General features: G+C 65.3%; 26 protein-coding genes. 16 read left to right on the top strand and 10 right to left on the bottom strand.

Features of this window, described 5'->3' with window-relative positions; genetic code table 11:
- Positions 1 to 20: 20 nt before the first annotated feature.
- The 3 genes from ACIQTZ_RS06030 to ACIQTZ_RS06020 form a co-directional block, all read right to left on the bottom strand.
- On the bottom strand, positions 21 to 815 hold the full coding sequence (locus ACIQTZ_RS06030) for a TIM barrel protein (protein ID WP_402978481.1): 795 nt from the start codon (positions 813 to 815) through the stop codon (positions 21 to 23).
- On the bottom strand, positions 812 to 1,972 hold the full coding sequence (locus ACIQTZ_RS06025; RefSeq protein ID WP_402978478.1) for a Gfo/Idh/MocA family oxidoreductase: 1,161 nt from the start codon (positions 1,970 to 1,972) through the stop codon (positions 812 to 814). Before ACIQTZ_RS06025 ends, ACIQTZ_RS06030 begins: the two co-directional genes overlap by 4 nt.
- 338 nt (positions 1,973 to 2,310) lie before the next feature.
- Positions 2,311 to 3,249 (bottom strand): LysR substrate-binding domain-containing protein, encoded by a 939-nt coding sequence (locus ACIQTZ_RS06020; protein WP_402978475.1) that lies wholly within the window; start codon positions 3,247 to 3,249, stop codon positions 2,311 to 2,313.
- Between the two features lie 238 nt (positions 3,250 to 3,487).
- Here ACIQTZ_RS06020 and ACIQTZ_RS06015 point away from each other — a divergent pair, with 238 nt between their 5' ends.
- Both ACIQTZ_RS06015 and ACIQTZ_RS06010 read left to right on the top strand, forming a co-directional pair.
- Positions 3,488 to 4,606, top strand: coding sequence for a PrpF domain-containing protein (locus ACIQTZ_RS06015; RefSeq protein WP_402978472.1), 1,119 nt, complete (start codon positions 3,488 to 3,490; stop codon positions 4,604 to 4,606).
- A gap of 12 nt (positions 4,607 to 4,618) precedes the next feature.
- Complete coding sequence (locus ACIQTZ_RS06010; protein WP_402978470.1) at positions 4,619 to 6,061, top strand: SLC13 family permease; 1,443 nt, start codon at positions 4,619 to 4,621, stop codon at positions 6,059 to 6,061.
- Between the two features lie 172 nt (positions 6,062 to 6,233).
- Here ACIQTZ_RS06010 and ACIQTZ_RS06005 read toward each other — a convergent pair whose 3' ends face one another.
- Positions 6,234 to 7,142, bottom strand: coding sequence for an AraC family transcriptional regulator (locus tag ACIQTZ_RS06005; RefSeq protein ID WP_402978467.1), 909 nt, complete (start codon positions 7,140 to 7,142; stop codon positions 6,234 to 6,236).
- A 118-nt stretch (positions 7,143 to 7,260) separates the two neighbouring features.
- Here ACIQTZ_RS06005 and ACIQTZ_RS06000 point away from each other — a divergent pair, with 118 nt between their 5' ends.
- Both ACIQTZ_RS06000 and ACIQTZ_RS05995 read left to right on the top strand, forming a co-directional pair.
- Positions 7,261 to 8,316, top strand: a complete 1,056-nt coding sequence (locus tag ACIQTZ_RS06000; protein WP_402978465.1) for an NAD(P)-dependent alcohol dehydrogenase — start codon at positions 7,261 to 7,263, stop codon at positions 8,314 to 8,316.
- 306 nt (positions 8,317 to 8,622) lie between these two features.
- Positions 8,623 to 9,609 carry a LacI family DNA-binding transcriptional regulator gene (locus tag ACIQTZ_RS05995; RefSeq protein WP_402978462.1) on the top strand — a complete coding sequence of 329 codons (987 nt, stop codon included), beginning with the start codon at positions 8,623 to 8,625 and terminating at the stop codon, positions 9,607 to 9,609.
- Between the two features lie 551 nt (positions 9,610 to 10,160).
- Here ACIQTZ_RS05995 and ACIQTZ_RS05990 read toward each other — a convergent pair.
- Positions 10,161 to 11,465 carry an MFS transporter gene (locus ACIQTZ_RS05990; RefSeq protein ID WP_402978459.1) on the bottom strand — a complete coding sequence of 435 codons (1,305 nt, stop codon included), beginning with the start codon at positions 11,463 to 11,465 and terminating at the stop codon, positions 10,161 to 10,163.
- 68 nt (positions 11,466 to 11,533) lie between these two features.
- A complete protein-coding gene (locus tag ACIQTZ_RS05985; RefSeq protein WP_397324939.1) occupies positions 11,534 to 11,701 on the bottom strand; it encodes a hypothetical protein in 168 nt (55 codons plus the stop codon).
- 89 nt (positions 11,702 to 11,790) lie between these two features.
- On the opposite strand from ACIQTZ_RS05985, the gene ACIQTZ_RS05980 reads away from it, so the two are divergent.
- Genes ACIQTZ_RS05980 through ACIQTZ_RS05970 form a run of 3 tightly spaced genes read left to right on the top strand, consistent with a single transcriptional unit; the run spans position 11,791 to position 14,140 of the window.
- Positions 11,791 to 12,597 carry a hypothetical protein gene (locus ACIQTZ_RS05980; RefSeq protein ID WP_400335636.1) on the top strand — a complete coding sequence of 269 codons (807 nt, stop codon included), beginning with the start codon at positions 11,791 to 11,793 and terminating at the stop codon, positions 12,595 to 12,597.
- Positions 12,581 to 13,330: a LamB/YcsF family protein gene (locus tag ACIQTZ_RS05975; protein WP_402978455.1), complete on the top strand. Its 750-nt coding sequence runs from the start codon at positions 12,581 to 12,583 to the stop codon at positions 13,328 to 13,330. Before ACIQTZ_RS05980 ends, ACIQTZ_RS05975 begins: the two co-directional genes overlap by 17 nt.
- A gap of 33 nt (positions 13,331 to 13,363) precedes the next feature.
- A complete protein-coding gene (locus tag ACIQTZ_RS05970; RefSeq protein ID WP_402978452.1) occupies positions 13,364 to 14,140 on the top strand; it encodes an allophanate hydrolase in 777 nt (258 codons plus the stop codon).
- A 56-nt stretch (positions 14,141 to 14,196) separates the two neighbouring features.
- On the opposite strand, the gene ACIQTZ_RS05965 is transcribed toward ACIQTZ_RS05970, so the two are convergent.
- Positions 14,197 to 15,552: a DUF445 domain-containing protein gene (locus tag ACIQTZ_RS05965; protein WP_402978449.1), complete on the bottom strand. Its 1,356-nt coding sequence runs from the start codon at positions 15,550 to 15,552 to the stop codon at positions 14,197 to 14,199.
- Positions 15,553 to 15,601: 49 nt separating this feature from the next.
- Between ACIQTZ_RS05965 and ACIQTZ_RS05960 the strand changes: the two genes are divergently transcribed.
- From ACIQTZ_RS05960 to ACIQTZ_RS05945, 4 genes are read left to right on the top strand one after another with little or no spacing between them, the layout of a single operon-like run.
- The gene (locus ACIQTZ_RS05960; protein ID WP_402978446.1) at positions 15,602 to 16,492 is read left to right on the top strand and encodes a glycerophosphodiester phosphodiesterase; all 891 of its coding nucleotides are present in this window, start codon (positions 15,602 to 15,604) and stop codon (positions 16,490 to 16,492) included.
- Between the two features lie 45 nt (positions 16,493 to 16,537).
- Positions 16,538 to 16,972, top strand: a complete 435-nt coding sequence (locus ACIQTZ_RS05955) for a hypothetical protein (protein ID WP_400335625.1) — start codon at positions 16,538 to 16,540, stop codon at positions 16,970 to 16,972.
- Positions 16,954 to 17,733: an AzlC family ABC transporter permease gene (locus ACIQTZ_RS05950; protein WP_402978443.1), complete on the top strand. Its 780-nt coding sequence runs from the start codon at positions 16,954 to 16,956 to the stop codon at positions 17,731 to 17,733. Before ACIQTZ_RS05955 ends, ACIQTZ_RS05950 begins: the two co-directional genes overlap by 19 nt.
- Positions 17,730 to 18,041, top strand: coding sequence for an AzlD domain-containing protein (locus ACIQTZ_RS05945; RefSeq protein ID WP_397324958.1), 312 nt, complete (start codon positions 17,730 to 17,732; stop codon positions 18,039 to 18,041). The genes ACIQTZ_RS05950 and ACIQTZ_RS05945 overlap by 4 nt, the downstream gene beginning before the upstream one ends.
- 12 nt (positions 18,042 to 18,053) lie before the next feature.
- Here the strand turns inward: ACIQTZ_RS05945 and ACIQTZ_RS05940 are convergent, their stop codons facing one another.
- On the bottom strand, positions 18,054 to 18,680 hold the full coding sequence (locus tag ACIQTZ_RS05940; protein ID WP_402978440.1) for a TetR/AcrR family transcriptional regulator: 627 nt from the start codon (positions 18,678 to 18,680) through the stop codon (positions 18,054 to 18,056).
- A 92-nt stretch (positions 18,681 to 18,772) separates the two neighbouring features.
- On the opposite strand from ACIQTZ_RS05940, the gene ACIQTZ_RS05935 reads away from it, so the two are divergent.
- The 4 genes from ACIQTZ_RS05935 to ACIQTZ_RS05920 all read left to right on the top strand — a co-directional run bounded on the left by ACIQTZ_RS05935 (position 18,773) and on the right by ACIQTZ_RS05920 (position 21,323).
- Positions 18,773 to 19,105 (top strand): MTH1187 family thiamine-binding protein, encoded by a 333-nt coding sequence (locus ACIQTZ_RS05935; protein ID WP_397324961.1) that lies wholly within the window; start codon positions 18,773 to 18,775, stop codon positions 19,103 to 19,105.
- A gap of 40 nt (positions 19,106 to 19,145) precedes the next feature.
- Positions 19,146 to 19,817: an O-methyltransferase gene (locus ACIQTZ_RS05930; RefSeq protein ID WP_402978437.1), complete on the top strand. Its 672-nt coding sequence runs from the start codon at positions 19,146 to 19,148 to the stop codon at positions 19,815 to 19,817.
- The gene (locus ACIQTZ_RS05925; RefSeq protein WP_402978434.1) at positions 19,817 to 20,308 is read left to right on the top strand and encodes a GNAT family N-acetyltransferase; all 492 of its coding nucleotides are present in this window, start codon (positions 19,817 to 19,819) and stop codon (positions 20,306 to 20,308) included. The genes ACIQTZ_RS05930 and ACIQTZ_RS05925 overlap by 1 nt, the downstream gene beginning before the upstream one ends.
- A 136-nt stretch (positions 20,309 to 20,444) precedes the next feature.
- The gene (locus ACIQTZ_RS05920; RefSeq protein ID WP_402978639.1) at positions 20,445 to 21,323 is read left to right on the top strand and encodes a spermidine synthase; all 879 of its coding nucleotides are present in this window, start codon (positions 20,445 to 20,447) and stop codon (positions 21,321 to 21,323) included.
- Between the two features lie 51 nt (positions 21,324 to 21,374).
- On the opposite strand, the gene ACIQTZ_RS05915 is transcribed toward ACIQTZ_RS05920, so the two are convergent.
- Positions 21,375 to 23,147 carry an ABC transporter ATP-binding protein gene (locus tag ACIQTZ_RS05915; protein ID WP_402978638.1) on the bottom strand — a complete coding sequence of 591 codons (1,773 nt, stop codon included), beginning with the start codon at positions 23,145 to 23,147 and terminating at the stop codon, positions 21,375 to 21,377.
- 14 nt (positions 23,148 to 23,161) lie between these two features.
- Entirely contained in the window at positions 23,162 to 25,045 is a 1,884-nt protein-coding gene (locus ACIQTZ_RS05910) for an ABC transporter transmembrane domain-containing protein (protein WP_402978431.1), read from the bottom strand.
- Between the two features lie 40 nt (positions 25,046 to 25,085).
- Between ACIQTZ_RS05910 and ACIQTZ_RS05905 the strand changes: the two genes are divergently transcribed.
- Entirely contained in the window at positions 25,086 to 25,886 is an 801-nt protein-coding gene (locus ACIQTZ_RS05905) for an AraC family transcriptional regulator (protein ID WP_402949674.1), read from the top strand.
- The last annotated feature ends 69 nt before the right edge of the window (positions 25,887 to 25,955 follow it).

The following is a 25,955-nucleotide window of genomic DNA, read 5'->3' as shown; positions in this document are numbered from 1 at the left end:
AAAACGCGCACAACTGCGACTCAGTTGGGGGAGAAGGCGGCGCGGAAGGCGGCCAGGGCTGCGTCGCCCGCTTCGATGCCCTGGCCGCCGATGGCGCCCGCTTCCATCCCGATCACACCCGTGTACCCGGCCTCGCGGAGTGCCCTGGCTATGGCCGGGTAGTTGATCTCGCCCGTGCCGGGCTCGAAGCGTCCGGGAACATCTGCCACTTGGATTTCGCCGGTGAACGGCTGGGATGCCCGGACCAGCTCGATCAGGTTCCCCTCGCCGATTTGGGCATGGTACAGATCCAGCATCATCTTCACCTTGGGGTGGTCCACGGCCTGGACCAGCGCCAAGGTGTCCTTGGCCCGGGCGAGCGGGATGCCGGGATGGTCGAGGATGGTGTTGAGGTTCTCCAGGGCGAACGTGATGCCGTGCTGTTCGCCCAGCTCACCGAGCTTCTCCAGCGTGCGCAGTCCTGTCAGCCACATCTCTCCCGTGGAGCGGTGCGTTGGCCGGACAGCGCGGCCGCCCTCACCCAGTTCAGCGGGGTGCACCACCATCCGTTCCACACCCAGTTCCAATGCCGTTGGAATGAGCTTCTCCGCGGAGGCCAAGACCTCGTGGGCGTTGGTGGGGTCGATGACGCTCCCGCCAAAGTAGCCGCTCATCGAAGAGAACCGGGCTCCCGTGCCAGCGAGGGCCGTGATGTCCTGGCCCCGGGTGTCCCACAGTTCCACCTCGAAGCCTTGGTCATGGATCCGGCGGACGCGATCAATGAGCGGCAGCTCACCGTAGACCATCTCGGCGCAGACAGCCAGGCGGAAGCTCATGCCCCGGCTCCCTGCAGGACGCGGGCCGCCTCTGCAGCCTGGAGCTCCGCGATGTCCGAGACCTCAACCGGCAGCCCGGTCTGCGCGGACTTGAACGCAGCCAGGGCAATGGCCAACGCATTGCGCGCATCCACCCCACCCGGCGCTGCGACCGAGGAAGCCGCCACGGCGGCAGGGGAGGCGCCCGCCGTCGTACGTCCTCCCGCGTAACCGCGGCGCGCGGCGACATCGTCCGCGAAGTGCACCAGTTCGTCGGTGTAGGCATCGTGGAACAGGTGGATATTGAGGCGCGAGGTGTCCGAGGCGATGCCGGCGGCGGTGTAGCTGGTGGCATTCGTGGCTTGCGGCGTGCCGGCAGTGACCATGCCCGCGGAGCCGAACACTTCGCCGCGGACGTCGTAGCCGTAAAGCGCGTTGAAGTTCGCTTCCGCCACCGCGATGGCGCCGTTGCTGTACGTGACCGTCACGGCGGCGGTGTCCAGCAGGCCGCCGGCCTTCGCCTCGGGTGCCACCAGGGCATCGGCGACGGCATGGACCCTGACCGGAACGGCGCCCGGGTTCAACCAGTTCAGTGTGTCGAAGTCGTGGATGAGGGTTTCCAGGAAGATGGTGCCGGGCGCGATCCGTTCGGGGTTGCTGAGGCCTGTTTCCGTGCCTGGATCGCGGGTGAGGGAGCGGAGCAGTTGCGGAACGCCCACGGCGCCGTCGTCGATAAGCTTCCGGGCTGCCGCGAAATCGCTTGAGTAGCGCCGGTTGAACCCGAAGCGAAGTACGACGCCGGCACTCGCCGCTGCGTCGATGGCGGCGTCAAGTTCCTCGATGGTCCGTCCGCCGGGCTTTTCGCAGAAGATGTCCTTCCCCGAGCGGGCGGCGGCAGCGATGAGGTCCGAATGGAAGCGCATGGGCGAGGCGATGAGGACGGCGTCCACGTCCGGATCAGCCAGGACATCGGCTGTGTCTGTGCTGATCTTTGTGACGCCCAGCGTCGTGGCAAGTTCCTGGACGGCCGGAAGGACGGGGTCGGCAATGGCCTCCAGCCGGGCATTCGGGATGCGCCGGGCAATGGATTCTCCGTGGAATCTTCCGATCCATCCGGCGCCGATCAGGGCGATGCGAACGGGCCGGTCTTCCGCGACCGGGTGCTGGAGGTACGTCATTGATGGCTCCTCGTCGATGGTGACTAGATCGTTCTAGTTTCCACCATGGTGACACGGCGCCGGAAGGGTTGTCTAGATCGTTCTAGTAGGTTTCTTGGATCGTCGCTCTTCGGGTATCGATGCTTGCCCCAGGGCAACGTGCAGCACGGGGGCAAGGAGCAGGAGGAGCAGCATGCACACTCCAGCCCCCACGCCGGTCAGAACCACCGACCCTGCCATCAAGAGAAATCGGACGTCCAAACCTTCAAAGAACTCCACAACGCACTCCTGAATCCCTGGTTTCCACTGAGGGATGAGTGCGCCGGGAGCGTCGAACGTGTCGGCGATTCAGCTACTGCTTAGAGGTAATCTCCGGCGCGCTCGCGGGCGATTTCAAGGAGGGTGGACTGGAAGGCGACCTCCGCGGGCGCATAAACCTTGTCCTGGCGCTGGGCCAGCAGAATGCGGCGGAGGGGTGCAGCATCGCCGATGCTGATGACTTTCACCTCGGGATGCAGCAGGGCAACCGCTGTTTTAGGCGCAAGTGCCACACCCATGCCCACACTGACCATGGCCTGGGCCTCTTGGTAGTCGTTGGCCAGAAAGCCGATGGAAGGCTCGAACCCCGCATTGTGTGCCGCACGTTGGAGCACCTCAACCACGGGATGCGCTTCGGCCCTGACGATCCAGGATTCCTTCTTCAACTCCTCCATCCGGATCTCTTCGCGGTCGGCCAACGGGTGGCTGCGGGAGACGAGGAGCACGGTGCTCTCCTGGAAGACTTCGGTCAAGCGGATGCTGTCGTCGTGGAACCTGTTCCACGGGTAGTCCCACAGCAGGCATATACCGGTGATGCCGGACTGGAGGTCGCTGACCAATTGGTCGAACCGTGCGCTGCGGACGGAGAGGCCAATCGCCGGGTAGCGCTTTTTGAAAGCCCGGATCACTACAGGAAGAAAGGATCCTGCGAGGGTAGGGAAGGTACCAACAGCCAAGGAGCCCCGGTTGAGGCCAGCAATCTGGTCGAGGTCGGACTGGGCGGCCTTCATTTGGCCGACGATCTTCCGTGCATGGGCTGCCAGCACCTGACCGGCTTCGGTGGGCACCACGCCACGGGAGCGGCGGTTCAGCAGGGGCTGCCCCACCTCCTGTTCGAGCTTGCGCAATTGCTGTGAGACGGCGGACGGCGTATACATCATCAGGTCCGCCGCCGACGTGATGGATCCCTGCTCCACCACCTCGACCAGGAGTGCGAGTCGCCGGATATCGAAAAGACCCTGGTACTCATCGTTAAGCAACGCTTTACCCTTCCCCACAGATGGTTAATTCCATGCATTCTCACGCTGAATATAGGCACTCTTGATCCCTATCCGCCACCTCGCGGAGCATTTCATGGGCCGCATCGTTGACCTACCGCAATGAGTGAAGCATCTCTACATCCCCCCGCACTTATCCAACATTGTCTTCATTTGTGAGCTGGCTCATTCTCGAAGTATCCCCTTCAACTCCGGGGCGTCGAAGAGCAAGGAAATGACCATGAAGATCGAAGCGGAATGGATGCGCGGTGGCACCAGCAAGTGCTGGGTGTTCGAATCAGCGGATCTGGCGGAGACCCAAACCAGCGTGGACGTCCTGCTCCCGCGGCTCTTTGGCAGCCCCGACCACCGGCAGATCGACGGAGTCGGCGGGGCAACGTCTACAACCAGCAAGGCGATGATCCTCCATCGGCCACTGGACGGCGACGTGGATGTCGAGTTCACCTTCGCCCAGGTGGGCATCGAAGAAGCAGCCGTGGATTGGGGCAGCAACTGTGGCAACTGCTCGGCAGTGGTTGGCCTCTACGCGATCGAAAAGGGTTGGGTCAGCGCCCGTGACGATGTCACCCGGATCGTGACGCGCAATACCAACACCGGCCAGATCATCATCCAGCAGGTCGCCACACCGGCCGGAGCCTTGCCCACCATGCCCGAGGCCCGGATGCCCGGTGTGCCGTTCCCGGGTTACCAGGTGGGATTGGGCTTCCAGGACCCTGCGGGCAAAACGACCGGCAGGCTCCTGCCCACCGGCTCCGCCCGTGACGTGGTGCTTGCCGGCGAAACACGCTGGGACGTTTCCATGGTGGACGCGGGTGCTCCGGTGGTGATTCTCCGGGCACAGGATCTTGGCCTCGAACCCGAGCACTACGACACGTGGTTCGGTGGCGTTGAACTCCAACTGCAGACCCTGGAGCGAATCCGCCGCCAGGCAGCCGTTCTTATGGGCCTCGCAGCCACGCCGGGGGAAGCCGCCCGCGCCGTTCCCAAAGTGGCGATAGTTGCTCCTCCATCCATCAACGACCCCGACGCCGATGCCAGCGTCATGATGCTCTCCATGGGCAAGCCCCACCCGGCACTGGCCATTACGGGAAGCATCGCGTTGACACTCGCCGCACGAACCCCCGGCACCGTCATGAACGAATTCATGGGCGCTGCCGTGCACCCCAGGCTCCGGTTGCGCACACCGGCCGGAGTCATCGAAACCTGGAGCGAGGAACGGGACGGATCCCAGCTCGTCGGCGTGGACCGCACAGCCCGCACCATCGCTTCCACCACCATCCACCTCCCTGAGGCCATCGACACCATGGTCGATGCCTCACTCGCCGGCGCTACTCGATGAAGAGAGAGCATCATGACAACTAAGACTCCAGAAAAGACTGCCCCCAGCACCGTCAGTGAACACCAGTCCGCACCACCCAAGCGACGCCGTCGTATCCTTCTGGTGACGGCAGTTGCCATCACCGTGCTGGGCCTTGCGGCCCTCCTGCTTGGCGGTGTCATGGGCAATCCCTCGGCTGCCTCGGGATCGGAGCCGACCATGACCGCCACCCAGATCATTCCCCTGGTCATCCTGGTGGTGATGTTCGTTGTGGCAACCAAGTGGCCGCTGAACATCGGCGTGATGGGCCTGGTGGCCTCGTTCGGCGTGGGTTACTTCGTCCTGGGCATGACGGATAAGCAAATCCTCGAAGAGTTCCCGGCCAGTATTGTCCTGACGATCATCGGCGTCACCTACTTCTTCAGCATGGCCCAGCGAAACGGCTCGATCGACATCATTGTGCAAAGCTGCGTGCGGATGGTCAGGGGCAAGACGATGCTCCTGCCGTGGGTCTTCTTCCTCATGGCTGCCGCCCTGACCGCCCTCGGTACCTTCAGCCCGGCCGCGGTTGCCCTCCTGGCTCCGGCAGCCTTGGGCCTGGCTTACGAATCCAGGATCCACCCGGTCCTCATGGGTGCCTTCGTGATCAACGGAGCCCATGCCGGCGGTTTTTCCCCTCTGTCCGTAGCCGGCGTCCTCGTCCACGACATCGCCCACAAGAACGATTTCCCCATTGACCAAGGCGCCCTGTTCCTGGCCAGCTTCGCCCTGAACTTCATCCTGTCGGCGCTGACCATCGTGTTGTTCGCCCTCCTTGGCAAGCTCCGCGACAAGAACTCCAATGAATACGCCGAGCTCGACACCCCGCCCGCGGGCCGTGCCAGTGGACAGCAAATCCTCACGCTGGTCCTGATCCTGGCGATCCTGGTATGCACCCTTGGCTTCCACATGCCGATTGGCTTCGTTGCACTGTCCGCCGGGCTTCTCCTGGCATTCGTCAACATCAAGGAACACAAGACCTTCATTGGCGGCATCTCCTGGTCCACCGTCCTGCTCGTGGCAGGCATGATCACGTACGTCTCCCTGCTCCAGCACGTGGGCGTGATTGACACCCTCGCGGAGATGGCGCTGGCGCTCGGTGCGCCCCTGCTGATCGCCTTGGTCCTTTGCTACGTCATTGGCGTCGGTTCCGCCTTTGCGTCTTCCACCGCGCTGCTCACAGCGTTCATTCCCATGGCAGGTCCGCTGCTCGCCACCAGCTCGCTCAGTGCTTCCGGAACCGTAGCTGCCTTGGCCATCGCCGCGACCGTGGTGGACGTTTCGCCGTTCTCTACCGATGGCGCCCTGGTGGTTGCCAATGCACGCGACTCAGACAGGCAGCGTGTCTACAAGCAGCTCATGATGTACGCAGGAGGAGTGGTCCTGGTGGCCCCCGCACTGGCCTGGGCGCTGCTGGTACCCACCGGCATCATGTAGCAGGCAGAGACCGCCGGACCCGAGTCCGGCAAGCGCAAAGGGAAACTGCACTCCATCGCAACAGGAGACCCGAAAGACGGGCGCAGGAACAACCCGAACGCTGGCAAGGGCGGGGCAGCTCAGAAGAGGTGCCCCGCCCTTGGCGTGCTGCGGCAAAGGCAAACGCGCGCACCTAGGCGCGCAGCCGCCGTCGGAATTCCCTGGGCGTTTGGCCCGTGTCGCGCAGGAAGTGCCGGTTGAAGTTGGAGAGGTTGGTGAAGCCAACCTCGTAGCAGATATCCGATACTGCTTTGTCAGTCCGCTCCAGGAGCCGGCGGGCGTGGGCGAGCCGCAGCTTCCTGACCAGGTCGCTGAAGTTCTGCCCGGTTGCCCGCTTGAAGTACTTGGAGAAGGCGGGCTCACCCATGCCCACCAAGGCGGCGGCTTCGCCCATGGAGAGGGGGCCGGCATGATGCGCGAAAACGTACTCCAGGACGATTTCCACCACGGCGGCGGCCTTGCCGTCGAGTTGCGGTTGAAACCACTCCGACGCGAGATGGCGCCGTTCACCCGCAGGAGCCGCACTGAGGATGCCGAACAGGTCCACCAGGTGCTGCAGGCGTCGCAGGCCCGTGGATGTTCCCATCGCCTCGATGGCCCGGGCCGCATCAACGGCCGCAGCTCCCAGGAACTCGATCCCGCGGGCGGACTCCTCCAGCAAGGGCTTGATCTGCGCCAATTCAGGCACCACGAGTGACGCCTGGGCAACCCACGCGCCCTCGAACTGGATCACGGCGTCGCGGTTCATCTGGACCTGGCCGGCTTCCAGGTCGCTCACCCAGTCGTGGGGGAGGCCCGGTCCGACCAGCACCACATTGCCGGGCTCGAACGTGCCCACATAGTCGCCCACGATGAACTTGCCGGGACCCGCCCTCGTCAGGTGTATCTCGTACTCGGGGTGGTAATTCCAACGCGCCAATGGGCTCGGGCAATCATGCTGGTGCCAGCGCACGGAGTGGTGCGGGTCTGCGGGCACCACTTCGCGCACCGCTTGCCGTCCCACCAGACTGCCGGCGAGCAGCGCGGGCATCCGAGCGGACATGGCAATCCTTCCGGTCCGTGGCAAATAAGTATCAGTATGGCGTACTTCCGGCGCTAGTTGTCCCCGCCCCGGCTGCCTAGCCTTGAGGAAAATCCAACGCGCCAAAGGAACTCCCGAAATGACAAGTGCACTGACGCCCTTGCTGGAACATCCCCACATGCCTGCCACCATGCGTGCCGCGATCCTGCAGCGCCAGGGAGCGATGAGCCAGGCGACACTCCCCGTACCGCAGCTGCAGCCGGACCAGGTCCTGGTCCAGGTGGCCGCTGTGGGCGTCTGCGGCAGCGACGTCCACTATTTCGAGCACGGCCGGATCGGTGATTTCGTGGTGGAGCATCCGCTGATCCTCGGCCACGAACTGTCTGGGCGGATTGCCGCCGTCGGAACCGCTGTGGATCCCGTCCGCATCGGTGAGAGGGTCGCCGTCGAGCCCCAACGGCCATGCCGGAGCTGCACGCTGTGCAAGGCCGGCAGGTACAACCTGTGCCCCGATATGGAGTTCTACGCCACCCCGCCGGTGGACGGTGCGTTCGCCGAGTACGTCGCCATCCAAAGCGACTTCGCGTACGCCATCCCGGACTCGGTGAGCGACGACGCCGCGGCCTTGATCGAGCCGCTGTCCGTGGGTTTGTGGGCCTGCCAGCGCGCGGAGGTCAGGCCGGGCAGCAGGGTCCTGATCGCGGGTGCCGGGCCTATCGGCATCATCGCAGCGCAGGCGGCGCGGGCGTTCGGGGCCACCGAAATCCACATCACGGACGTCGCGGAGGATCGCCTGGCCTTCGCCTTGGAGCATGGTGCCACCCACGCCCTGAACGCAAAGACGGACAGCGTGGAAGGGCTCGACGTCGATGCCTTCATTGACGCTTCCGGCGCACCTGCCGCTGTCCGTGCCGGGATCAAGGCAGTGGGACCCGCGGGCCGTGTCATCCTGGTGGGTCTTGGCGCCGACGACGTGGAACTTCCCGTGTCGCATATCCAGAACCGGGAGATCTGGCTGTCCGGCGTGTTCCGGTACACCAATACGTGGCCCCTGGCGATCCAGCTCCTTGCTGACGGCAAGGTGGACCTGGACATCCTTGTTACCGGGAAATTCGGGCTCGTTGAAGCCGAGGCGGCACTGCGCGCAGGCAAGGAAGCGGGGCAGCTCAAGGCCATGGTCTACCCGGGCCGCTGACCGTAATCCGCTGCCGAAAACTTTTTTCGAAACCACCCGTCACGTTTCAGGAGGGGTCTGCACATATCCAGTGCCTATGTCGTTGCATCGCAATCTGTGTTGTCGCCCTTTTCGACGCAGTTCCGCGGGCAACGTTGCGTTAGCAGTGATGGATGTGGCGGGTTCTGGGGCCCGCCCGGGGCGCCGTCACTGCGGATAACCGGGCTAAGTGCGGTCGGTCGTCTGAGTCGCGACCGGCCGCACGTTCAAAGTCCGCAAGGGGCTGTCTTGGATCGTTCTATAGACTGGCTCCGGCGGAGGAGGGACATGGCAGGCAAACGCCCCACACTGATGGACGTCGCTGAAGCGGCCGGGGTTTCCCGCGCGCTCGTGTCCATCGTGATGCGCGATGCTCCCGGTGCGTCAGAGGCCACCCGGCTCAAGGTCCAGGAAGCCGCCCGGCACCTCGGATACCGCCCGGACAGCCGTGCCAGGCTCCTTCGCAGCAGCCGGACCAGGCTCCTGGGCATCAGCTTCTCCACGGCGCACGCCTTCCATGCCGAAATCGTGGACGCGGCCTACGCCGGCGCCACCGAACGCGGTTATGACATTGCCCTCAGCGCTGTGGCCAACGGCCGCCCGGAACAACGGGCCGTCGAATCACTCCTTGACCTCGGCTGCGAGGCCCTGATCCTGATTTCGCCGTTGCTCGGAGAGGCCGAACTGGCGGGCTATGCCGCGCGGGTGCCCGTGGTCAGCCTGCTCCGGGACGATGTTGGCGAGGCCTTGGATTCCGTCAGCAGCGACGATTTCGAGGGAATCCGTATCGCGATCGAACACCTCACCTCGCTGGGACACGAACGGATAGTCCACGTCGACGGCGGCAGTACCGTATCCGGTCCGCAGCGCCGCGAGGCTTTCCGCGCAGAAATGCTCAGGCGGGGTCTGGAGCCCCGGACCGTGGCCGGTGGACCCACGGAAGAGGACGGGCTGCGCGCAGGGCATGAGCTCCGTGCGGACCCGCCCACGGCCATCATCGCCTTCAACGACCGCTGCGCACTCGGCGTACTCGAAAGCCTCAGGGCCGCCGGACTCTGCGTTCCGGAGGACGTCTCGGTCCTCGGCTATGACGACAGTCAGTTCGCGCGGCTCAGCTACGTCCAGTTGTCGTCGATCAGCCAGGACGCGCCGCTCTTGGCGCGTGCCGCCGTCGAACGCGCCATTGACCGCCTGGAAAGCCCGACGCCGGCGGCGCACCAGGTGCGGACCCCGCACCTGGTGGTTCGCAGCACCACCGGCCCAGCTCGGGCGTAGGCCAGCCGCGGAGTCCGGGGGCGCACCCGTTCCCGCCGATCGCGCCCGTGGCCCCGCTCGCCAGTGCGGGGCGCACCCGTTTACGCCGATCGCCCCCGTGGTCCTGCCCGCCAGTCCGGGGGCGCGCCCGTTTCCGCCGTTCGCGCCCATTCTTGCGGGTGCGTGGAGCGGCTATGGGTGCGATGGACGTTCCCTGGGGGTGCGCAGGGCGGGTGCGGGTGCGTGGAGCGGCTATGGGTGCGATGGATGTTCCCTGGGGGTGCGGGTGCGTGGGGGGCGCACCCGTTCACGCCGATCGCGCCCGTGGTCCCGCTCGCCAATCCGGGGGCGCACCCGTTCCCGCCGATCGCGCCCGTGGTCCCGCTCGCCAATCCGGGGGCGCACCCGTTCCCGCCGATCGCGCCCATTCTTGCGGGTGCGTGGAGCGGCTATGGGTGCGATGGGTGTTCCGTGTGGGTGCGCAGGGCGGGTGCGGGTGCATGGGGCGGGAACGGTCGCGGAGAGTGTGCCGTGGGGTTGGTAGGGCGGGTGCGGGTGCGTAGGAAGCGCCCCTACACCGCGTCCGGCTGGCTGTCCGGCGATTCGGCCGAGACCGTGTCCGAGGTCAGCGGATGGGCGATCTCGTCGCTGGTCATGCGGGCTGCGAAGAGCGCCAGGAATGCCATGAGCGGGCAAACCAAACCGCCCACGAAGAAGATCAGCCAGATCGGCACCACCTCGGCAACCGGACCGGCCAAGGCCATGGACACGGGCATCAAAGCCAGCGAGACGAAGAAATCCAGGCTGGAAATCCGGCCCAGCAGATGCGGTGGTACGCGTCGCTGCAACAGCGTCCCCCAGATGACCACGCCGATCCCCTCGGTCACGCCGAACACCACCATCGCCGCGCCCAACCACCAGAACTCGGTAATGAAGCCAATCGCAGCAACGGGAAGGCTTCCCAGTCCCCACGTCACTACCATCACCGTCAAATAGCGCCGTGGCAGGGGGAACGAAGCCGTGGTCAGCGAAGCGACAGCGCTGCCAACGCCCATGATGGCCAGCAGGAACCCGAACATCCTCGAGTCGCCACCCAACTGGTCCCGGACCACGAACGGCAACAGCACCTCGATGGGACCGATCAGGAACAGCACGGACAGGCACGCCCAAATGAGTGTCCACAACAGCCACGGGGTTCGCAGGGTGTAGGTGAACCCTTCTTTGAGATCGAAGAAGAAGGATGACTCGGTGGGGCCCTCAGCCGGGGCCACCCCGCGGGCGTCCAAGGTTTGCCGGCTCAGGAAATTAAGGATGCCGAACGCCAGGAAGTGGCACACGGCAACCCCGGCCACGGCAAACGCGGGCGACAAAGATGCCACAATGATGCCGGCCAGGGCTGGGCCAGCTGCCTGCTGGAGGATGGGCCGGACGGTCCCTTCCATCCCGTTCGCCGCCAACAGGTCCTCGGCGGGCAGTATTCGGGGCAGGATGGCCGAATAGGCAGGAAAGAAGAACGCCTGGCCAACGCCCAGCACGAAGGCTCCCAAAGCCAGGTGCCACAACTGCAGGACGTTGAGCATGGCCAACAGGGAGACTGTGGCGATGACGGCGAGGTTGGCACCCTCCACCGCGATGATCAGCAGGCGCTGCGGAAAACGGTCGGCCGCGATCCCGCCCAACAGCACAAAGGCCACCAGGCCGATGCTCGCTGCCGTTGCCACCAAGGACAGTTCCAGCGGACCTCCACCAAGGTGGATCACCTCGTAGACCATGGCGACGGCCCACATGCCGGAGCCGAAAATCGAGATGGACAACGCGGAAATCAGCACACGGAATTCCCGGTGTGCGAAAGGACGCAGCGCCCTCAGAGCCACCATCACTCCAGCCTAGACCTGGGAAAGCCGGCGGGGGAGGGGCGCCCGCGCAGGCGCGGGAGGGGTGTCAGTTATGAAGCGCCCGACGGCGGGGCGTCGCCGTCGTCAATATCCGGACCTTCGGCAGGATCCTGGCTGTGGAGACCGACGTCGTGCGCCACCCACCCGTCCGTCTCGCCTTCGGCCGGGGCGTCTGTATGGTGCCTGATGACGTGCTCTGGCTTGTCGGTTGCGCTCATGACGGATACTCCCTGTCCGTGGGTGGACCTGCTTCCGTGAATGCCCTCAGTCTACGCCGGGGCCCTGTCTTGTGGCATAGGCTGTGAACATGCCGAAGCGACCCAACCCGGCGGTACGAATCGCCCAGGAAACAGCCCACAACGCAGTGTTCGACGCCCAAGGCAACACCAAGCCAGGCGTCCACAACGTGCTGCTGAAAGCCGTGGAAGTACAGCGCCCGCTGGTCCTCGCGAATCTCAAAAGGATGCAGCGAAGGCACCCCCATGCGACGCCCGACCAACTGGCCGCCAAGCTGGAACGCGACTACCTGACCGCAGTGGCAGGTGGGGGAGCCGGGGTAGGTGCCATCGCCGTCGTTCCCGGACTGGGAACCGCGGCGTCGCTGGGTCTTTCCGCCCTGGCCACCGTGGGATTCCTGGAAACCACTGCACTGTACGCGTCGTCTCTGGCCGAACTGCACGGCATCCGGCTGACCGATCCCGAACGCGCGCGCACCATGGTCATGGCCATCATGCTCGGCGAGGAAGGGACGTCGCTGCTGGGCGCGCTAAGCGGGCAATCGCTGGGTCGCGGCAAAGGCGTGACCCACGCGTGGGGACGGACGCTGACCAAGAAGATTCCGGGCAGCGGATTCGGTGTCATCCGGGACGCGATCCAACGGGCATTCCTGAAGAACCTTGTGAAGAAGCAGGGCTCGGCGTTCCTGGGTCGTGCGCTGCCCTTCGGGGTTGGCGCCGTGGTGGGCGGTGCCGGCAACCTCATGATGGGCCGGGCAGTCGTCGCCACGGCCAAGGAAGCGTTCGGCGCCCTGCCTGCAACCGTTCCCGGCGAGTTGCTGCCGACCAATGCGAAAAACCAAATCCTGGAAGGCGGTACCAGTGGACCTCAACGCTGACCTCGGAGAGTCGTTCGGCTCCTGGACCATGGGCGACGACGCGTCGATGTTCCGCATCGTCAGCAGCGCCAACGTAGCCTGCGGATTCCATGCCGGAGACCCGCTGACCATGCTGGACAGTTGCCGGGCCGCGTTCGACCTGGACGTCCGGGTGGGCGCGCATGTCGGCTACCGTGACCTCGCGGGCTTCGGCAGGCGCTCGCTGGATATGAGCTTTGATGAACTCTTCGGCGATGTCCTCTACCAACTTGGTGCGCTGGATGGGGTGGCCCACGCCGTCGGCGCTTCCGTGGATTACGTGAAGCCGCACGGTGCCCTTTACAACCGGATCGTCCACGATCCGGAGCAGGCGGAAGCAGTGGTTGCCGCTGTCCACGCTTATGATCCCGGGCTCCCCGTGCTCGGCCTGCCGGACTCCGTTTGGCTGAATCGCGCCGAAGAGTCGGGGCACCCCGTTTTCCGGGAGGCCTTTGTGGACCGGGCCTACCTTGCTGACGGGACGCTCGTGCCGCGCTCACAGGAGGGTGCCGTGTTGCACAACCCCGCCGACGTAGTGGCCCAAGCCGTGCGGATCGCCACCCGCGGCGAAGTGGTGGCCCAGGACGGAACGGTGGTCTCCGTGAAGGCCGATTCCCTCTGCATCCATGGAGATACGCCTGGCGCCGTCGAGATGGCCGCCGCCGTCCGCAACGGCCTCGAAAAGGCGGGTGTGGAGATCCAGGCGTTCGCCTAGTCTGGTGTTCGGACTGCAGCCAAAGGAGGCCCGATGAGTGCCATAGTGATGGATCCCGGCGCGTTGACCCTGGTTGTGCCTCCTGACAAGGCCTTGGACCGGGCGTCCCTCGCCTTGGCCAACGCCTTGCTGGGGAATCCCGATTCGGCTCCCGGCCTTGAAGCGCTGGTGGGTGGGCTCCGGCTGCGTTTTGTCACCGGCACGGCCATCGTCGTGACGGGCGCAGAGGGCTTGGTCAGGCTCAACGGTTCCGAGCTGGCCATGAACAAAGCCGTGCGGGTGGCTCCAGGTGCCGTGCTGGAGTTCGGACGCGCACTGTTCGGGATCCGCTACTACCTTGCCGTCCAGGGCGGGATCGAACCCCAGCCGGATGCCCTCCATACCGGCCGCACCCTTGCGTTCGGCCGCCCCCACGGACACGGCTTCCCCGCCGTGAACCAGCCCGCCCGGCGTGCCCTGGATGCGGAACGGCCCGTGGTGGCCAGGGTATCGCCCGGACCGGACGCGCAATCGTACGACGCCGGCACCTGGCTTCGGTTGACCACGGAACCGTGGACTCTCTCGCCGGAGTCGGACCGCGTGGGCGCCCGGCTGGGAGGACGGCCACTGTCCTTTGAGGGGTCTCCGGCACCCGGCACCCAACCGCTGGTGGCCGGCTCAGTCCTGCTGCCGCCGTCGGGCCTTCCCGTCATCGCCCTCGCAGACCATCCGGCGACGAGCGACTCGCCGGTGATCGCCGTGGTGCGGGACGAGGACCTGGATTCCCTGGGGCAGGCCCGGCCCGGGCAGATGGTGCATCTGCTGGGGTGAGAATGGCGGTGCGGGATTTTCTCAAAAATGGGCCTTGGTGAGAAAATCCGCTGGTCCTACCCGAAAATCAGATGCGCCACCGTGAAGATCAGCAGTCCGGCCAGGGCACCCACCACGGTGCCGTTGATCCGGATGTATTGGAGGTCCTTGCCCACTTGCAGTTCGATCTTCTGTGAGGTTTCCTCGGCGTCCCAGCGGGCAACCGTGTCCGAGATGACCCCGGCAATGTCTGAGCGGTAGGTGTTCACCAGATAACCGGCAGCATCCCCGATCCACGCGTTGACCTTCCCGGCCAGTTCGGCGTCGTTGACCAGCCGGGCGCCGAAGTCGCGCACGGCGCCCTTGAACCGTTGGCTGAGTTCGCTGTTGGGATCGTCGACGGCGGTCAGCAAGGCGTTCTTGACGGTTCCCCACGTGCGGGACGCCAGTTCGCGGACCTCGGGGTCTCCAAGGATCTGGGCCTTGATGGCCTCGGCCCGCTCGATCATGGCGGGGTCGTGCTGCAGGTCCTGGGCAAGGTCGGTCAGGTACGTGTCAATGGATTGGCGGACCTGGTGGTTGGGGTCGTTCTGCACTGCGCGGACGAACTTCAGAAGCTCCACGTACACCTTGTCGCCCACCAGCCCGTCCACGAACGTGGGCACCCAGACCGGCGAGCGGTCCGAGACGAGCCGGTTGACCGTGTTGTGGTTGGCATCCACCCAGTCCGCGGCCCGGTCCACCAGCAGGTCCACGAGCTTATGGTGGTGCCCGTCGGCGAAGATCCGCTCAGCCATGCGTCCGACGGGCGGACCCCACGGCGGGGTGAGCAGGTGCTTGCGGACCAGTCCCTCAATGACTGCCTGGACATCGTCGTCATTAAGGACGGTGAACGCACCGCGGATGAGGGCGCCGCCTTCCTTGGCCACGCGCTCCGGGCCGCCGGGGCGGGACAACCAGGTGCCGGCCTTTCGTGCGATGTCGATGCTGGCGAGCTTGTCCTGGACCACTTCCTGCGAGAGGAAGTTGCTCTCCACGAAATCGCTGAGGGATTCACCGATCTGGTCCTTGCGGCGGGGAATGATGGCGGTGTGGGGGATCTTGAGTCCCATGGGGTATTTGAACAGCGCCGTGACCGCGAACCAGTCGGCCAACGCACCCACCATGCCGCCCTCGGCCGCGGCCCGGACGTACTCGAGCCACGGATACTGCTTCTGCAGCGCAAACGCGAACAGGAAGATCACGGCCATGACCAGCAGCAGGGACAACGCCAGCCGTTTCATGCGGCGCAGCGCGGCCGCCTTCTCCAAGTCACCATCGGAAAGACCGACGACGGCGGAACGCGCTTTGGGGGTAGCCGTACCTGTGGTGGGGGCTGGTTGGGGCTGGTTGGTGACGTCTTCGGCTGGGATTTGTTCAGAGTTCACCTGCATTAGCCCAGACTAGCGCTGTGCGTGCAGGCGCGTGGGCTACCGTGGCTGCATGACCAGTGAATCCTTCGACTCCCCGCGCCCCAGGGTCTACGCGCACCGCGGTGCCAGTGCTGCCTTCGCCGAGCACACCCGTGCCGCATATTTGAAGGCCATCGCCGACGGCGCCGACGGAGTGGAGTGCGATGTCCACCTCACCCGTGACCAGCACGTGGTGTTGCTGCACGACGCCACTCTGGACCGCACCTCGAACGGCACAGGCACCGTGGCGGACAAGACCTTGGAGGAACTCCGTGCACTGGACTTCTCGTCATGGAAGGGTGCCAGGATTCCCGAGGCCTACGGTGGGATCTCGGACCAGTTCCTGACGTTGCCGGAGCTCCTGGACATCCTTCGCGGAGCCGACCGTGAGATTGGCTTGGCCATCGAGCTCAAGCACCCCAGTCCTTACCAGCTGAAGCTTGAGGAGCGGGTGCTGGATCTGTTGGCGGCTGAGGGCTGGACCCCCATGGATTCACGCGTGGACAACATCCAGGTCTCCTTCATGAGTTTCGACACGGATTCCGTGCAGCGCCTGCTGGAAGACGTACCTGCCGGGCATGTCTGCCAGTTGGTGGACAACTTCACGGTCCAGGAACTGCGCGACGAGCTGGGACTGGGCCCCATCACGGCCGGCGCCGTAGCCAACGTCTTGAAGGCAGCCCAGCAGGAAGCCGAACGCGTTTTGGACGAAGGCGAGGCGGGCATCGCTGGTCCTGGCATCGACTATGTGCGGGAACATGCCCGGAACGTGCAGCGGTGGTTGGATGCCGGGCGTATTTTCCGGGTGTGGACAGTGGACTCCGAGAAAGACGTTGCACTGTGCCAGGGCTTGGGCATCCACGAGATCACCACCAACCGGCCAGCACAGGTCCTGGCACAGTTAAGCGTGCCCAGCAGATAGACGAAACTTTGGCGGGCCTCGCGGCCGTTGTGATTGAGTGGTCTCATGTCACTTCGCTGGTCACCCAAGGCAACTCATACCCTCTCAGCCATAGGTTTGAGCGCGCTCCTGATGGCCAGCGCCATGAAGCACTTCCGGACACCCTCCTTCTACAACCCCGTTGTGCCGGAATACTTGTGCCGGAATGACGAGCCGGGCGGTGCACCGAATGGCCCCTTGGCAGTTATGTCCCGCGAGGAATGGATCGCCTCCTCCGGGTTGCTGGAGGCGGCTGCCGCCGTCGGCCTGTTGATTCCGGCTACCCGCAAGGCTGCCGCGGACGGCACCACTGCGATGTTCGCAGCATTCCTGGCCGGGCATATTGACGCGTTGCGACGTGCCTATGGTCCGTACGGCTCACAGAAGGAGCGACGGATCCACACCCTGCGCCTGCCGTTGCAGATTCCGCTGATCCTGTGGTCGTGGAGCCTGCGGAAGTGAAGCTCAGGGATTCACCGGCCTTCAAGATCGCTCTATCACTGAGCATTGCGACGGGCCTGTACGGAGTTTCTTTCGGAGCCTTGTCCGTGGCTTCGGGCTTCGATTTCTGGCAGACCATGGTGCTGAGCCTGCTGCTGTTCAGCGGCGGTTCGCAGTTCGCGTTCATCGGTTTGGTGGCCGGCGGCGGTTCCGGCGTGGCAGCGATGACGGCCAGCGCCCTGCTCGGTCTCAGGAACGGCATCTACGGCATGCAGATCAACGCGATGCTGCGTCCTGGCGGATGGAAGCGCTACGTCTCAGCGCACATCACCATCGACGAGTCCACGGCCACGGCGTCCGGCCAATCGGACGTGGACGAGCAGCGCAGGGGGTTTTGGACCGCTGGCATTGGAATATTCGTCTTGTGGAATATCTTCACCGCGATCGGAGCGCTTGCAGGCGATGCCATGGGCGATCCAAAGCAGTGGGGCCTCGATGGAGCGGCGGTTGCCGCTTTCCTCGCCCTCCTTTGGCCCCGGCTGAAGGGCCGTGAACCATGGGCGATTGCGGCTGCCTGCGCACTGGCCACCATCCTGGCCGTCCCGTTCGTCCCCTCCGGCGTTCCTATCCTGGTGGCCGCGCTGGTGGCCGGGGTCATCGGCTGGTTCAGCCACGCCCGCATGGATGAGGGCCTGGAACCGGACATCGATCCGTACCCGGAAAACAGGCAGAACCACAAAAGAGCAGATGGCCGGGCACAGCGGGAAGGCGGCATGGAATGAATCTTTGGCTGTGGATCGCCATCGCCTGTGCGCTGGCCTACCTGACCAAGCTGGTGGGCTACTTTGTCCCCGCAAAGCTGTTGAAGAGCCCGCGGATCATGCACATCGCGGGAACCATGACCATTGGCCTGCTGGCGTCGCTGACGGTGGTTAATGCCGTCGCTTCCGGTCAGGGTTTGGTGCTCGACGCCCGCATGGGCGCCTTGGTGGCTGCCGCCGTCGCGCTTTTGCTCCGGGCGCCGTTCCTGGTGGTGGTGATCTCCGGCGCGGCCGCGGCGGCCTTGCTGAGGCTGATCGGCTGGGGCTAGGCGCTCCGGGTCCTAAACAGCTTCGAAGGAAACGCCCGGAATGTCCGACTGCTCCGGCAGAGGGCGTGAAGGGCGCTCGGTGCGGATGGCGTCTTCCATCAGCGCCAGCGGACGCTTCCACGCTTCGGAGCCAGGTTCCATGGTGTCCACCGAACCGATGAGCATGGCCACGAGCCGCACCATGTCTTCGATGGTGATGTCACGGCGCAGGGAACCCTGTCCCTGTCCGCGTTCCAGCAGCGTGGCCATGGTGTCGATGAGCCCTCGGGTGATGCCCACCAGGAGCCCGCGGCGGCCGGCGACGGCGCTGAGCAGGTTGGCTTCATCGCTTGCCACGCGCATCACGGCGTCGATGAGTTTCATGAGCCCCTCGGCGGCGTCCATGCCGTCCAGGGCCTCCTGGGCCACCGGATCCGCGTGCTGGCGAAGCTCGCGGGACAGGGCGGAAAGCACCAGTTGTTCTTTGTCGGAGAAGTTACGGAAAAGGGTTGCGGGACCTACCCCGGCCGTCGCGGCAATGGTCTGCAAGGGCACTTCGGGGCCGTGTTCACGGAAACACTGACGTGCCGCGGTGATGATTTTGTCCACATTGCGTGCAGCGTCGGCCCTGAGGGGCTTGCGTTCGGAGGGCAGTTCCATGCTGCCCAGACTAGCAATGGAGCGCTGATCACCAGTGGTTACGCGGGAGTAGGCTGTTATATGACAAACCGGTACGTGAAACACTGGTTTTCATGTTGCTTGCATTCTCAGTAGCCCCTTCGGGCCAGCCCGCTTCCGCTCCCAACGATTCACCCAACGCAGACGCCTCCGTCCACGACGCCGTGGCTGCCGCGGTGAAGATCGTCAGGGAGTCCGGACTTCCCAATCAGACCGACTCCATGTTCACCACCATCGAGGGTGAATGGGACGAAGTTTTCGACGTCGTGAAACGCGCCACGGAGGCGGTGGGGCGCTATGGCAGCCGTGTTTCCCTGGTCATCAAGGCAGATATCCGCCCCGGCTACTCGGGTGAACTGACCGGCAAGGTGGAACGGCTCGAGGGCGCGCTCAAGAACCAGGAGTAGTTCCTTCCGCACGGCTGCGCCGGGTGCAAGACTGGGGCGCATGATTGAACACGTGACCGAGCCCGGCTGGGTTGAGGTGGAGCGTTACTTGACTGACGTCGTGGTGCGTCCCGATCCTGCCCACGAACGGGCTTTGACGTCCGCCGTCGAGGCGGGCATGCCGGCCATCGAAGTTGCTCCCAATGCGGGGAAGCTGCTGAAGATGCTGGTCCAGGTGTCCGGCGCCCGCCGGGTCCTTGAGATCGGTACGCTGGCGGGCTTCAGCAGTATGTGGATGGCCCAGGGGCTGCCCGACGGCGGCCGCCTGGTCACGTGCGAATACCTCCAGAAGCACGCCGACGTGGCACGCGCCAACCTCGACGCAGCCGGGGTTGGGGACAAGGTGGAAATCAAGGTGGGGGCTGCCCTGGATACGCTGCCCACGTTGGAAGCCGAAGAACCGTTCGACTTCGTCTTCATCGACGCGGACAAGGAAAACGATTCGAACTACCTCGATTGGGCCATCCGGCTGGGACATCCCGGCACGGTGATCGTGATCGACAACGTCATTTGGGACGGGTCCATCCTGGAGCCGGAACGCGACGAAGCGAACGCACCGGGCATCATCCGTGTGCTGGACATGCTGGGCCAGGATCCACGGCTGGACTCCACCGCCATCCAGACGGTGGGCAGCAAGGGTTGGGACGGCTTCGCGATCGCGCGGGTGCGCTGATGGATTTCAGCCTCCGCGCTGCAGTGGTTGATGACGCCGAAGACATGGCGGTCATGCACGTCCAGGCCTGGCGGGAGAGTTACGGCCACTTGCTGCCGCCGGAGTTTTTCGCCAAGCAGGAAGCTGCCCTGCCGGACAGGATCATGCGGTACCGGGAATATATTGCCGCGGGGCACCGGAGGATGCTGGCCCACGGGCCGGACGGGGAGCTCGTAGGCATCGCGGCGTCGGGGCCAGGCAGGGACGAGGACAGTCCCTGCGAGGTGGAACTCTTCATGCTGTACACCCTGCAATACGTCCACGGCCGGGGTGTGGGCCAGGCGCTGGTGGATGCCCTGCTCGGCAACGGGCCCGCGTACCTGTGGGTCCTTGACGACAATCCGCGGGCCCAGGCCTTCTACCGGCGCAACGGCTTCGTCCCCGACGGTATGCGGCAAGTGTGCGATCCGTCCTGGTACTCCTTGCCTGAACACAGGATGGTTCGCGGCTAGCCGCCTGCCGCCATGCGCTCCACTAGGCTGGGACCATGACTGACGCAGGACGGATCCAGTGACCAAATCCAGGAAAGGCAAGTCCGGCAGGTCCGGCAGTTTCGGCGCTCAAAGGTCGACGGCGGCAGTCATCGAGGTGCCCGAGGGTACCCGCCCCGATGGTCCGGTCGCTGGCGTGTATTACATCGACACCGGCGACTGCGAGCTCCTGCCGGATCCGGACAACGGCAATGGCTGGCTCCTGAAGATCAATGGCGTGCTGAGCTCGCATATCGACCTCGCTGATCCGTTGTTCCTCGACTTCGAGTACATGCGCTGGATCGCTGCCCTCGTGGAGTCCCGGTGGCCACGGGAAACCAAGCCCAAGCTCCGGGCCCTGCACTTGGGCGGGGGAGCGTGCTCCATGGCCAGGTATTTCAACGCCGCGTACCCCGATGCCCGCCAAGTAGTTGTGGAACTCGACGGAAAGCTGGCCGAGTATGTCCGCGGCTGGTTCGACCTTCCCAAGGCCCCACTGTTGCGGATCCGGGTGGGGGAGGCCCGCCAGGTGACAGAGCGGCTCACTCCGGACACCCGCGACCTCATCATCCGTGACGTCTTCGCCGGAGCGTTCACGCCGCGCGCCCTGACAACCCGCGAGTTCAATGCCCACGCCGACGCCGTCCTGGCGCCGGACGGGCTGTACGTGGTGAACTCCGGCGACGCCCCGGACCTGAAGAATGCCCGGGCCGACGCCGCCACCATCGCTGACACGTTCGAACACGCGCTGATCATTGCCGATCCGCCCATGCTCAAGGGCAGGCGCTACGGCAACATGATCATGGCGGGCAGCCACGTTCCTTTCGGTGACGATCCCAGCCTGGCCCGCAGGCTCCTTGGCGGCGCGGTTCCCGCGCATATTTGGAACGATGCCCAGGTCCGCGCGTTCGCGGCGGGAACCCCCGTGCGGCACGATCCCGCCGCGACGCCGGATCCCGCCGCGACGCCGGATCCCGCCGCGACGCCCGAAACGTAAACGCAGCGCTGGGCTTCCCAGCGCTGCGCTGACCTGTACTGCCCCCGAGCCCTAGGCCCGGCTCAAGGACGTGTTCCAGGCTTCCCAAAGCCGGGCGTACCTGCCGCCGTTGGCCAGCAATTCCTGGTGCGAGCCCGATTCGACGATCCGCCCCTGGTCCATGACCACCACCGTGTGGGCCGTTGCCGCTTGGGAGAGCCTGTGTGCGATCACCACCGACGTGCGCCCGGCCAGTGCGGCGTCGGCTGCCTGGTCCAACATGGTTGCCGAGCCAGTGCCCGCTTCCGCCGTGGCTTCATCGAGGACCGCGATGGGCGGATCCTTGAGCATCAGCCGCGCCAGGGCCAGTTGCTGGGCCTGTTCCGGCGTGAGTTGGTGGCCGCCGGCACCTACGAAAGTCTCCAACCCGTCGTCGAGCATTTCATGCCAGGCGGCGCCGACGTCCCGCAGGACGCGCCGCAGCTCGTCAGAAGTGGCGCCGGGCTTGGCAAGCCGAAGGTCCTCCGCGAGCGTTCCGGAGAACACATGGACTTCCTGGCTGACCATGGCGATCCGCTGGTGCAGTTCCGCCGCGGAAGCAGCGGCCGCATCCAGTCCGCCCACCAGCACCCGCCCGTCGTCGGGCTTTTCGAGTCCCATGACGACCTTGGCGAGCGTGGTTTTGCCGGCACCGGATGTCCCTACGATCGCCACCCTTTCACCTGCGGCGACCCGCAGGGACACGGCGTTCAGCGCCGGCCGCTGTCCGGGGTAGCTGAAAGTCAGGTTGTCCAGGACCACGGCGTCCGACGCCGGTCCGCCCGCCGGAGGTTCGACGGCGGTCCGCTCGGCTTCCCCGGAGGCGGTGCCCCGCGTCAGCCCGAACATCCGCCCGAGTCCGGCAGCGGCCTTTTGCAGTTCATCGAACTGTCCCAGCACCAGTCCGATCGGATCGAACAGGCGGTAGAAGTAGAGGGCTGCCGCCGTGGCCGCTCCGATGGTCACCACACCTTCGGCATGGAGCCAGAAGCCGACCACCAGCACGGCGGACAGGCCAAGGAGTTCGGCGAGGTTGAGGCGGTTGTAGAACCGGGTAAGGTACCCGATACCGCGCAGGGAGTGGCCGATGGTTTCCCGCGAAGCCGACGCCACCAAGTCCGCATGTTTGCCACCCAGGCCGAGTGCCAGGACAGACTGCGAGCCGTGGACAGTCTCAATGATCTGTTCGGTCCGGTTGGCTTCAGTGATCCGGACGGTCCGGTAAATGGGCGCAGTCCGCTTCAGGAACCAACGGAGCGTGAAGATCTGCAGCGGGGCGGCGATCAGGACGGCCACGGCGAAGCGCCAATCGATCACGCCCAGGCCCAGCAGCGTGACCACGATGGTGAACGCGGCGCTGGTGAAAGCCGGAAGCACGCCGGAAATTGCTTCACTGACGGCCTCAACGTCACCGGATACACGGGCCACGACATCCCCGATTCCTGCCTTCTCCAATTGCGCGAGCGGCTTGCGGACGGCTGCGGCGAACACCTCCTCCCGTAGTCCGGCCAAGGCTTCCTCGCAGATCCTGGCCAACAGGTTCTGCCCCAGGATGCCGAGCAGCGCACCCGCGCCACCGGCCGCCAGGAGTCCGATGGCGAGCCACAACAGGGACACCACCTCGCCGCCGCTGGCGGCGATGTTGACCATGATGCCCAGGATCGCCGGTGCGGCCAGCCCGCAGCAGGAAGCGGCCAACAATACCAGCACGGTCAGCGCCAGCCGGCCGGGCCGCTGGGCCAGCAACTTCCACATGGCCCGGCGGGTTTCACGCGGTGTCGCGATGGGCAGGATGCCTGCATTCATGGATGCGTCGGTGCTCATGAACCCACCACCGCACGGTAGCTTGCCGACGTCGCCAGCAGTTCCCGGTGGGACCCCGTCTCGGGCGGCCCGTCCGCGGTGCCCAGCACCACCCGGTGGCATGCGGCAAGCAGCGTAGGACTCGTGGTTACGAGGACCAGCGCCTTATCCGGAAAGTTCCGCAGGCCATCCGCAATGACGGCTTCGGTAGCGGTATCGACGGCGGTGGTGGGGTCATGGAGCACCAGCACCGGTTGCGGCTGATGCAGCGAACGGCCCAGCACCAAGCGCTGCCGTTGCCCGCCGGAGAGGCTTTGCCCGTGTCCGGTCAGCATGGTTTCGGTTCCTTCCGGCAGTTGCGAGACAAAATCGACGACGGCGGCAGCCGCGAAGGCGCGATCGTCCAGTTCAGCGTCGGCTACCGCGACGTTCTGCCGCACCGTGCCGCGGAACAGGACACCCTCATGGCTGTCGGCAAATACCCGCGACCGCGCGTGCGACGGATCCACGTCCGCGGCGTCAGAACCGTCTATCGTCATGAGGCCCGCGGGCGCAGGAACCCGGAAGCCGAGGATATCCACCAGCAGCCTGGCCTGCACGCCATCCGGAAGGACAACACCCACAACATCCCCCGCGGACGCGGAGAACGGGGGAAAGTGTGACCCGGGCGAAGGACGAACCTCGAGCAGGGGAGTAGCTCCACGCCGGGTTGCGCCAGCAGCCGGCGCAGCCGCAACACCCGGTGACCCAACCCCGCGCTCGGTTGCGCCAGCAACCGGCGATGCCGCAGCAACCGGCGCAGCCGCAACACCCGGCGATGCCGCAGCAACCGGCGCAGCAGCGACATCCGGTGCCACCGGCACACCCAACGCAACGCCCACTTCCGGCACCGCCTCAGCCTCACCAAGCAGCACAGCAATCCGCGCCGCCGACGCCCGCTTCCGAGCCAGTTCCACGCTCAGGAATCCTAGGGCCGCCATGGGACCCTGGACGAACTGGGCCACGCCCACCACGGCCACCAGTTGCCCCACCGTAATGCTGCCCTGCACGGCGAACCATGCGGCAAAGAACGCGATGCCCGCCAGGAAAGCCGCGGACATGGCCGTGCTCGCCCCCGTGAACGCACTCTTCGCGCGGATGGCCTTCAACGCCGATACCAACGAGCTCTGGCTCGCCGCCCGGTACCTGGCAATGGCAGCATCTTCGGCCCCCAGTCCCTTCAGCGGACGCGACCCCGTGATGAAGTCTGTGGCCAAGGCTCCGGCGCGGGCCGCCGTCGACTGTTCCGCGTCGCTGCGGTCTTCCAGCGGCTTGGTGAGCCGGTGCATGACCAACAGCATCAGGGGTGTGGCCAGCAGTACAGCCAATCCCAGGGGCACGGAAATGAGCAAGAGGGTCACTGCCGAGGTGACCACGCCCGCGGTGGACGCGAGGCCGCCGCCGATGAGCCAGGCCAATCCAGCAACCCTGTCCGCATCCGAAGAGGCAATGGCCACGATTTCACCCGGCGCACGACGAGCCGCCATTCCCCGCGGATGCAGCGTCCGTTCCACCACGAGTTGGCGGAGGTCGTGCGAGCCGTAGGAGAAGGAGCGCATGGTGGCGAGCGTTCCGATGCGCCAGGACAGGGCCAGCACGATGAACACCGCGGCCAGTGCACCGAGCCACCACAGGAGGGCGCCGCCGTCGTGCGGTGTAATCGCGTTGTCCACTACGGCGCCGATGGTGGTTGGCACCAGAGCCTCGCTGATTTGGTGCAGCGTCAGGCCTGCGCAACCAACCACCACATACTTCCAGCGGCGGTTTCCGAAGAGGGAGTAACTGAAGAGGCGGGAGGCCTTCCATGGAGTTTGCTTGTTACGCCCGGGCGGGCAGGACGGCATGGCGGTACTGGAAGGCATGCTTACCATGGTAAGGCTCACCTAACTTCAAGAAGGCCCCATGACCCGCCAAGCTCTATCGCATTCCGGACAGCCGACGGTCCGTGGTGTGTACACCGCGTACTTTGAATGCGCCACACCGGCCACGTGGACGGAACACGTGCACCCCACCCATGAACTGTTGTGGGGTGCCCGTGGCGTGCTCACGGTCGAAGCTGACGCGGCGTTCTTTGCGGTCCCTGCCACGCTGGGCCTGTGGATTCCGGCGGGAGTCCCGCACGCGGTGAAATCGACCGAAGGTACGGGCTTCTTCTGTTCGCATATAGACGCGGACGTCGCGGCGCCGCTGGACAGCCGGACTGTGGCAGTGACGGTCCCGACGGCGGCCCAGGAACTTTTGCGCCACATGCGGACTTTCGATATGGAGCCGGAGTTGCGCGAACGTTCGGAGCAGTTGGCCATAGCGCTGTTGGATGTGGTGGACGCCCGGCCCATGCTGCTGCCCATGCCCTCGGACCCCCGGTTGGAACGGATTGCGCGGGCCCTCCTGGATGATCCCGCGCTGGACCGTTCCCTTGAGGAGTGGGGTGCGGAAGTGGCCATCAGTGTCCGCAACTTGTCCCGGCTGTTCCATAAGGAGACCGGCATGACGTTTGCCCAGTGGCGGATCCACGCGCGCGTCCGCGTGGCTTTGGGTCTGTTGGCTGCCGGGTACCCCGTTTCCTCGGTCAGCCGGCGCGTGGGCTACAACAATCCGAGCGCCTTCGTGCAGGTGTTCCGGAAAGTGATGGGGCACACTCCAGGGTGGTACGTGGCCTCGCTTAAGGCCGGAAACCATCAGTCCTTGGCCGGTTCCGAATAGAAATCGCGGGTCCAATGCGGAAAGCCGTTGTTAGGGTAGGTATACCTAACTTCGACAGTCCGATGACAG

Origin of the sequence: Paenarthrobacter sp. NPDC090520 (assembly GCF_044769205.1) — a bacterium.
Lineage (GTDB): Bacteria > Actinomycetota > Actinomycetes > Actinomycetales > Micrococcaceae > Arthrobacter.
The sequence above is the reverse complement of the archived record's forward strand: the minus strand, read 5'-3'. Positions and strand labels throughout refer to the sequence as shown.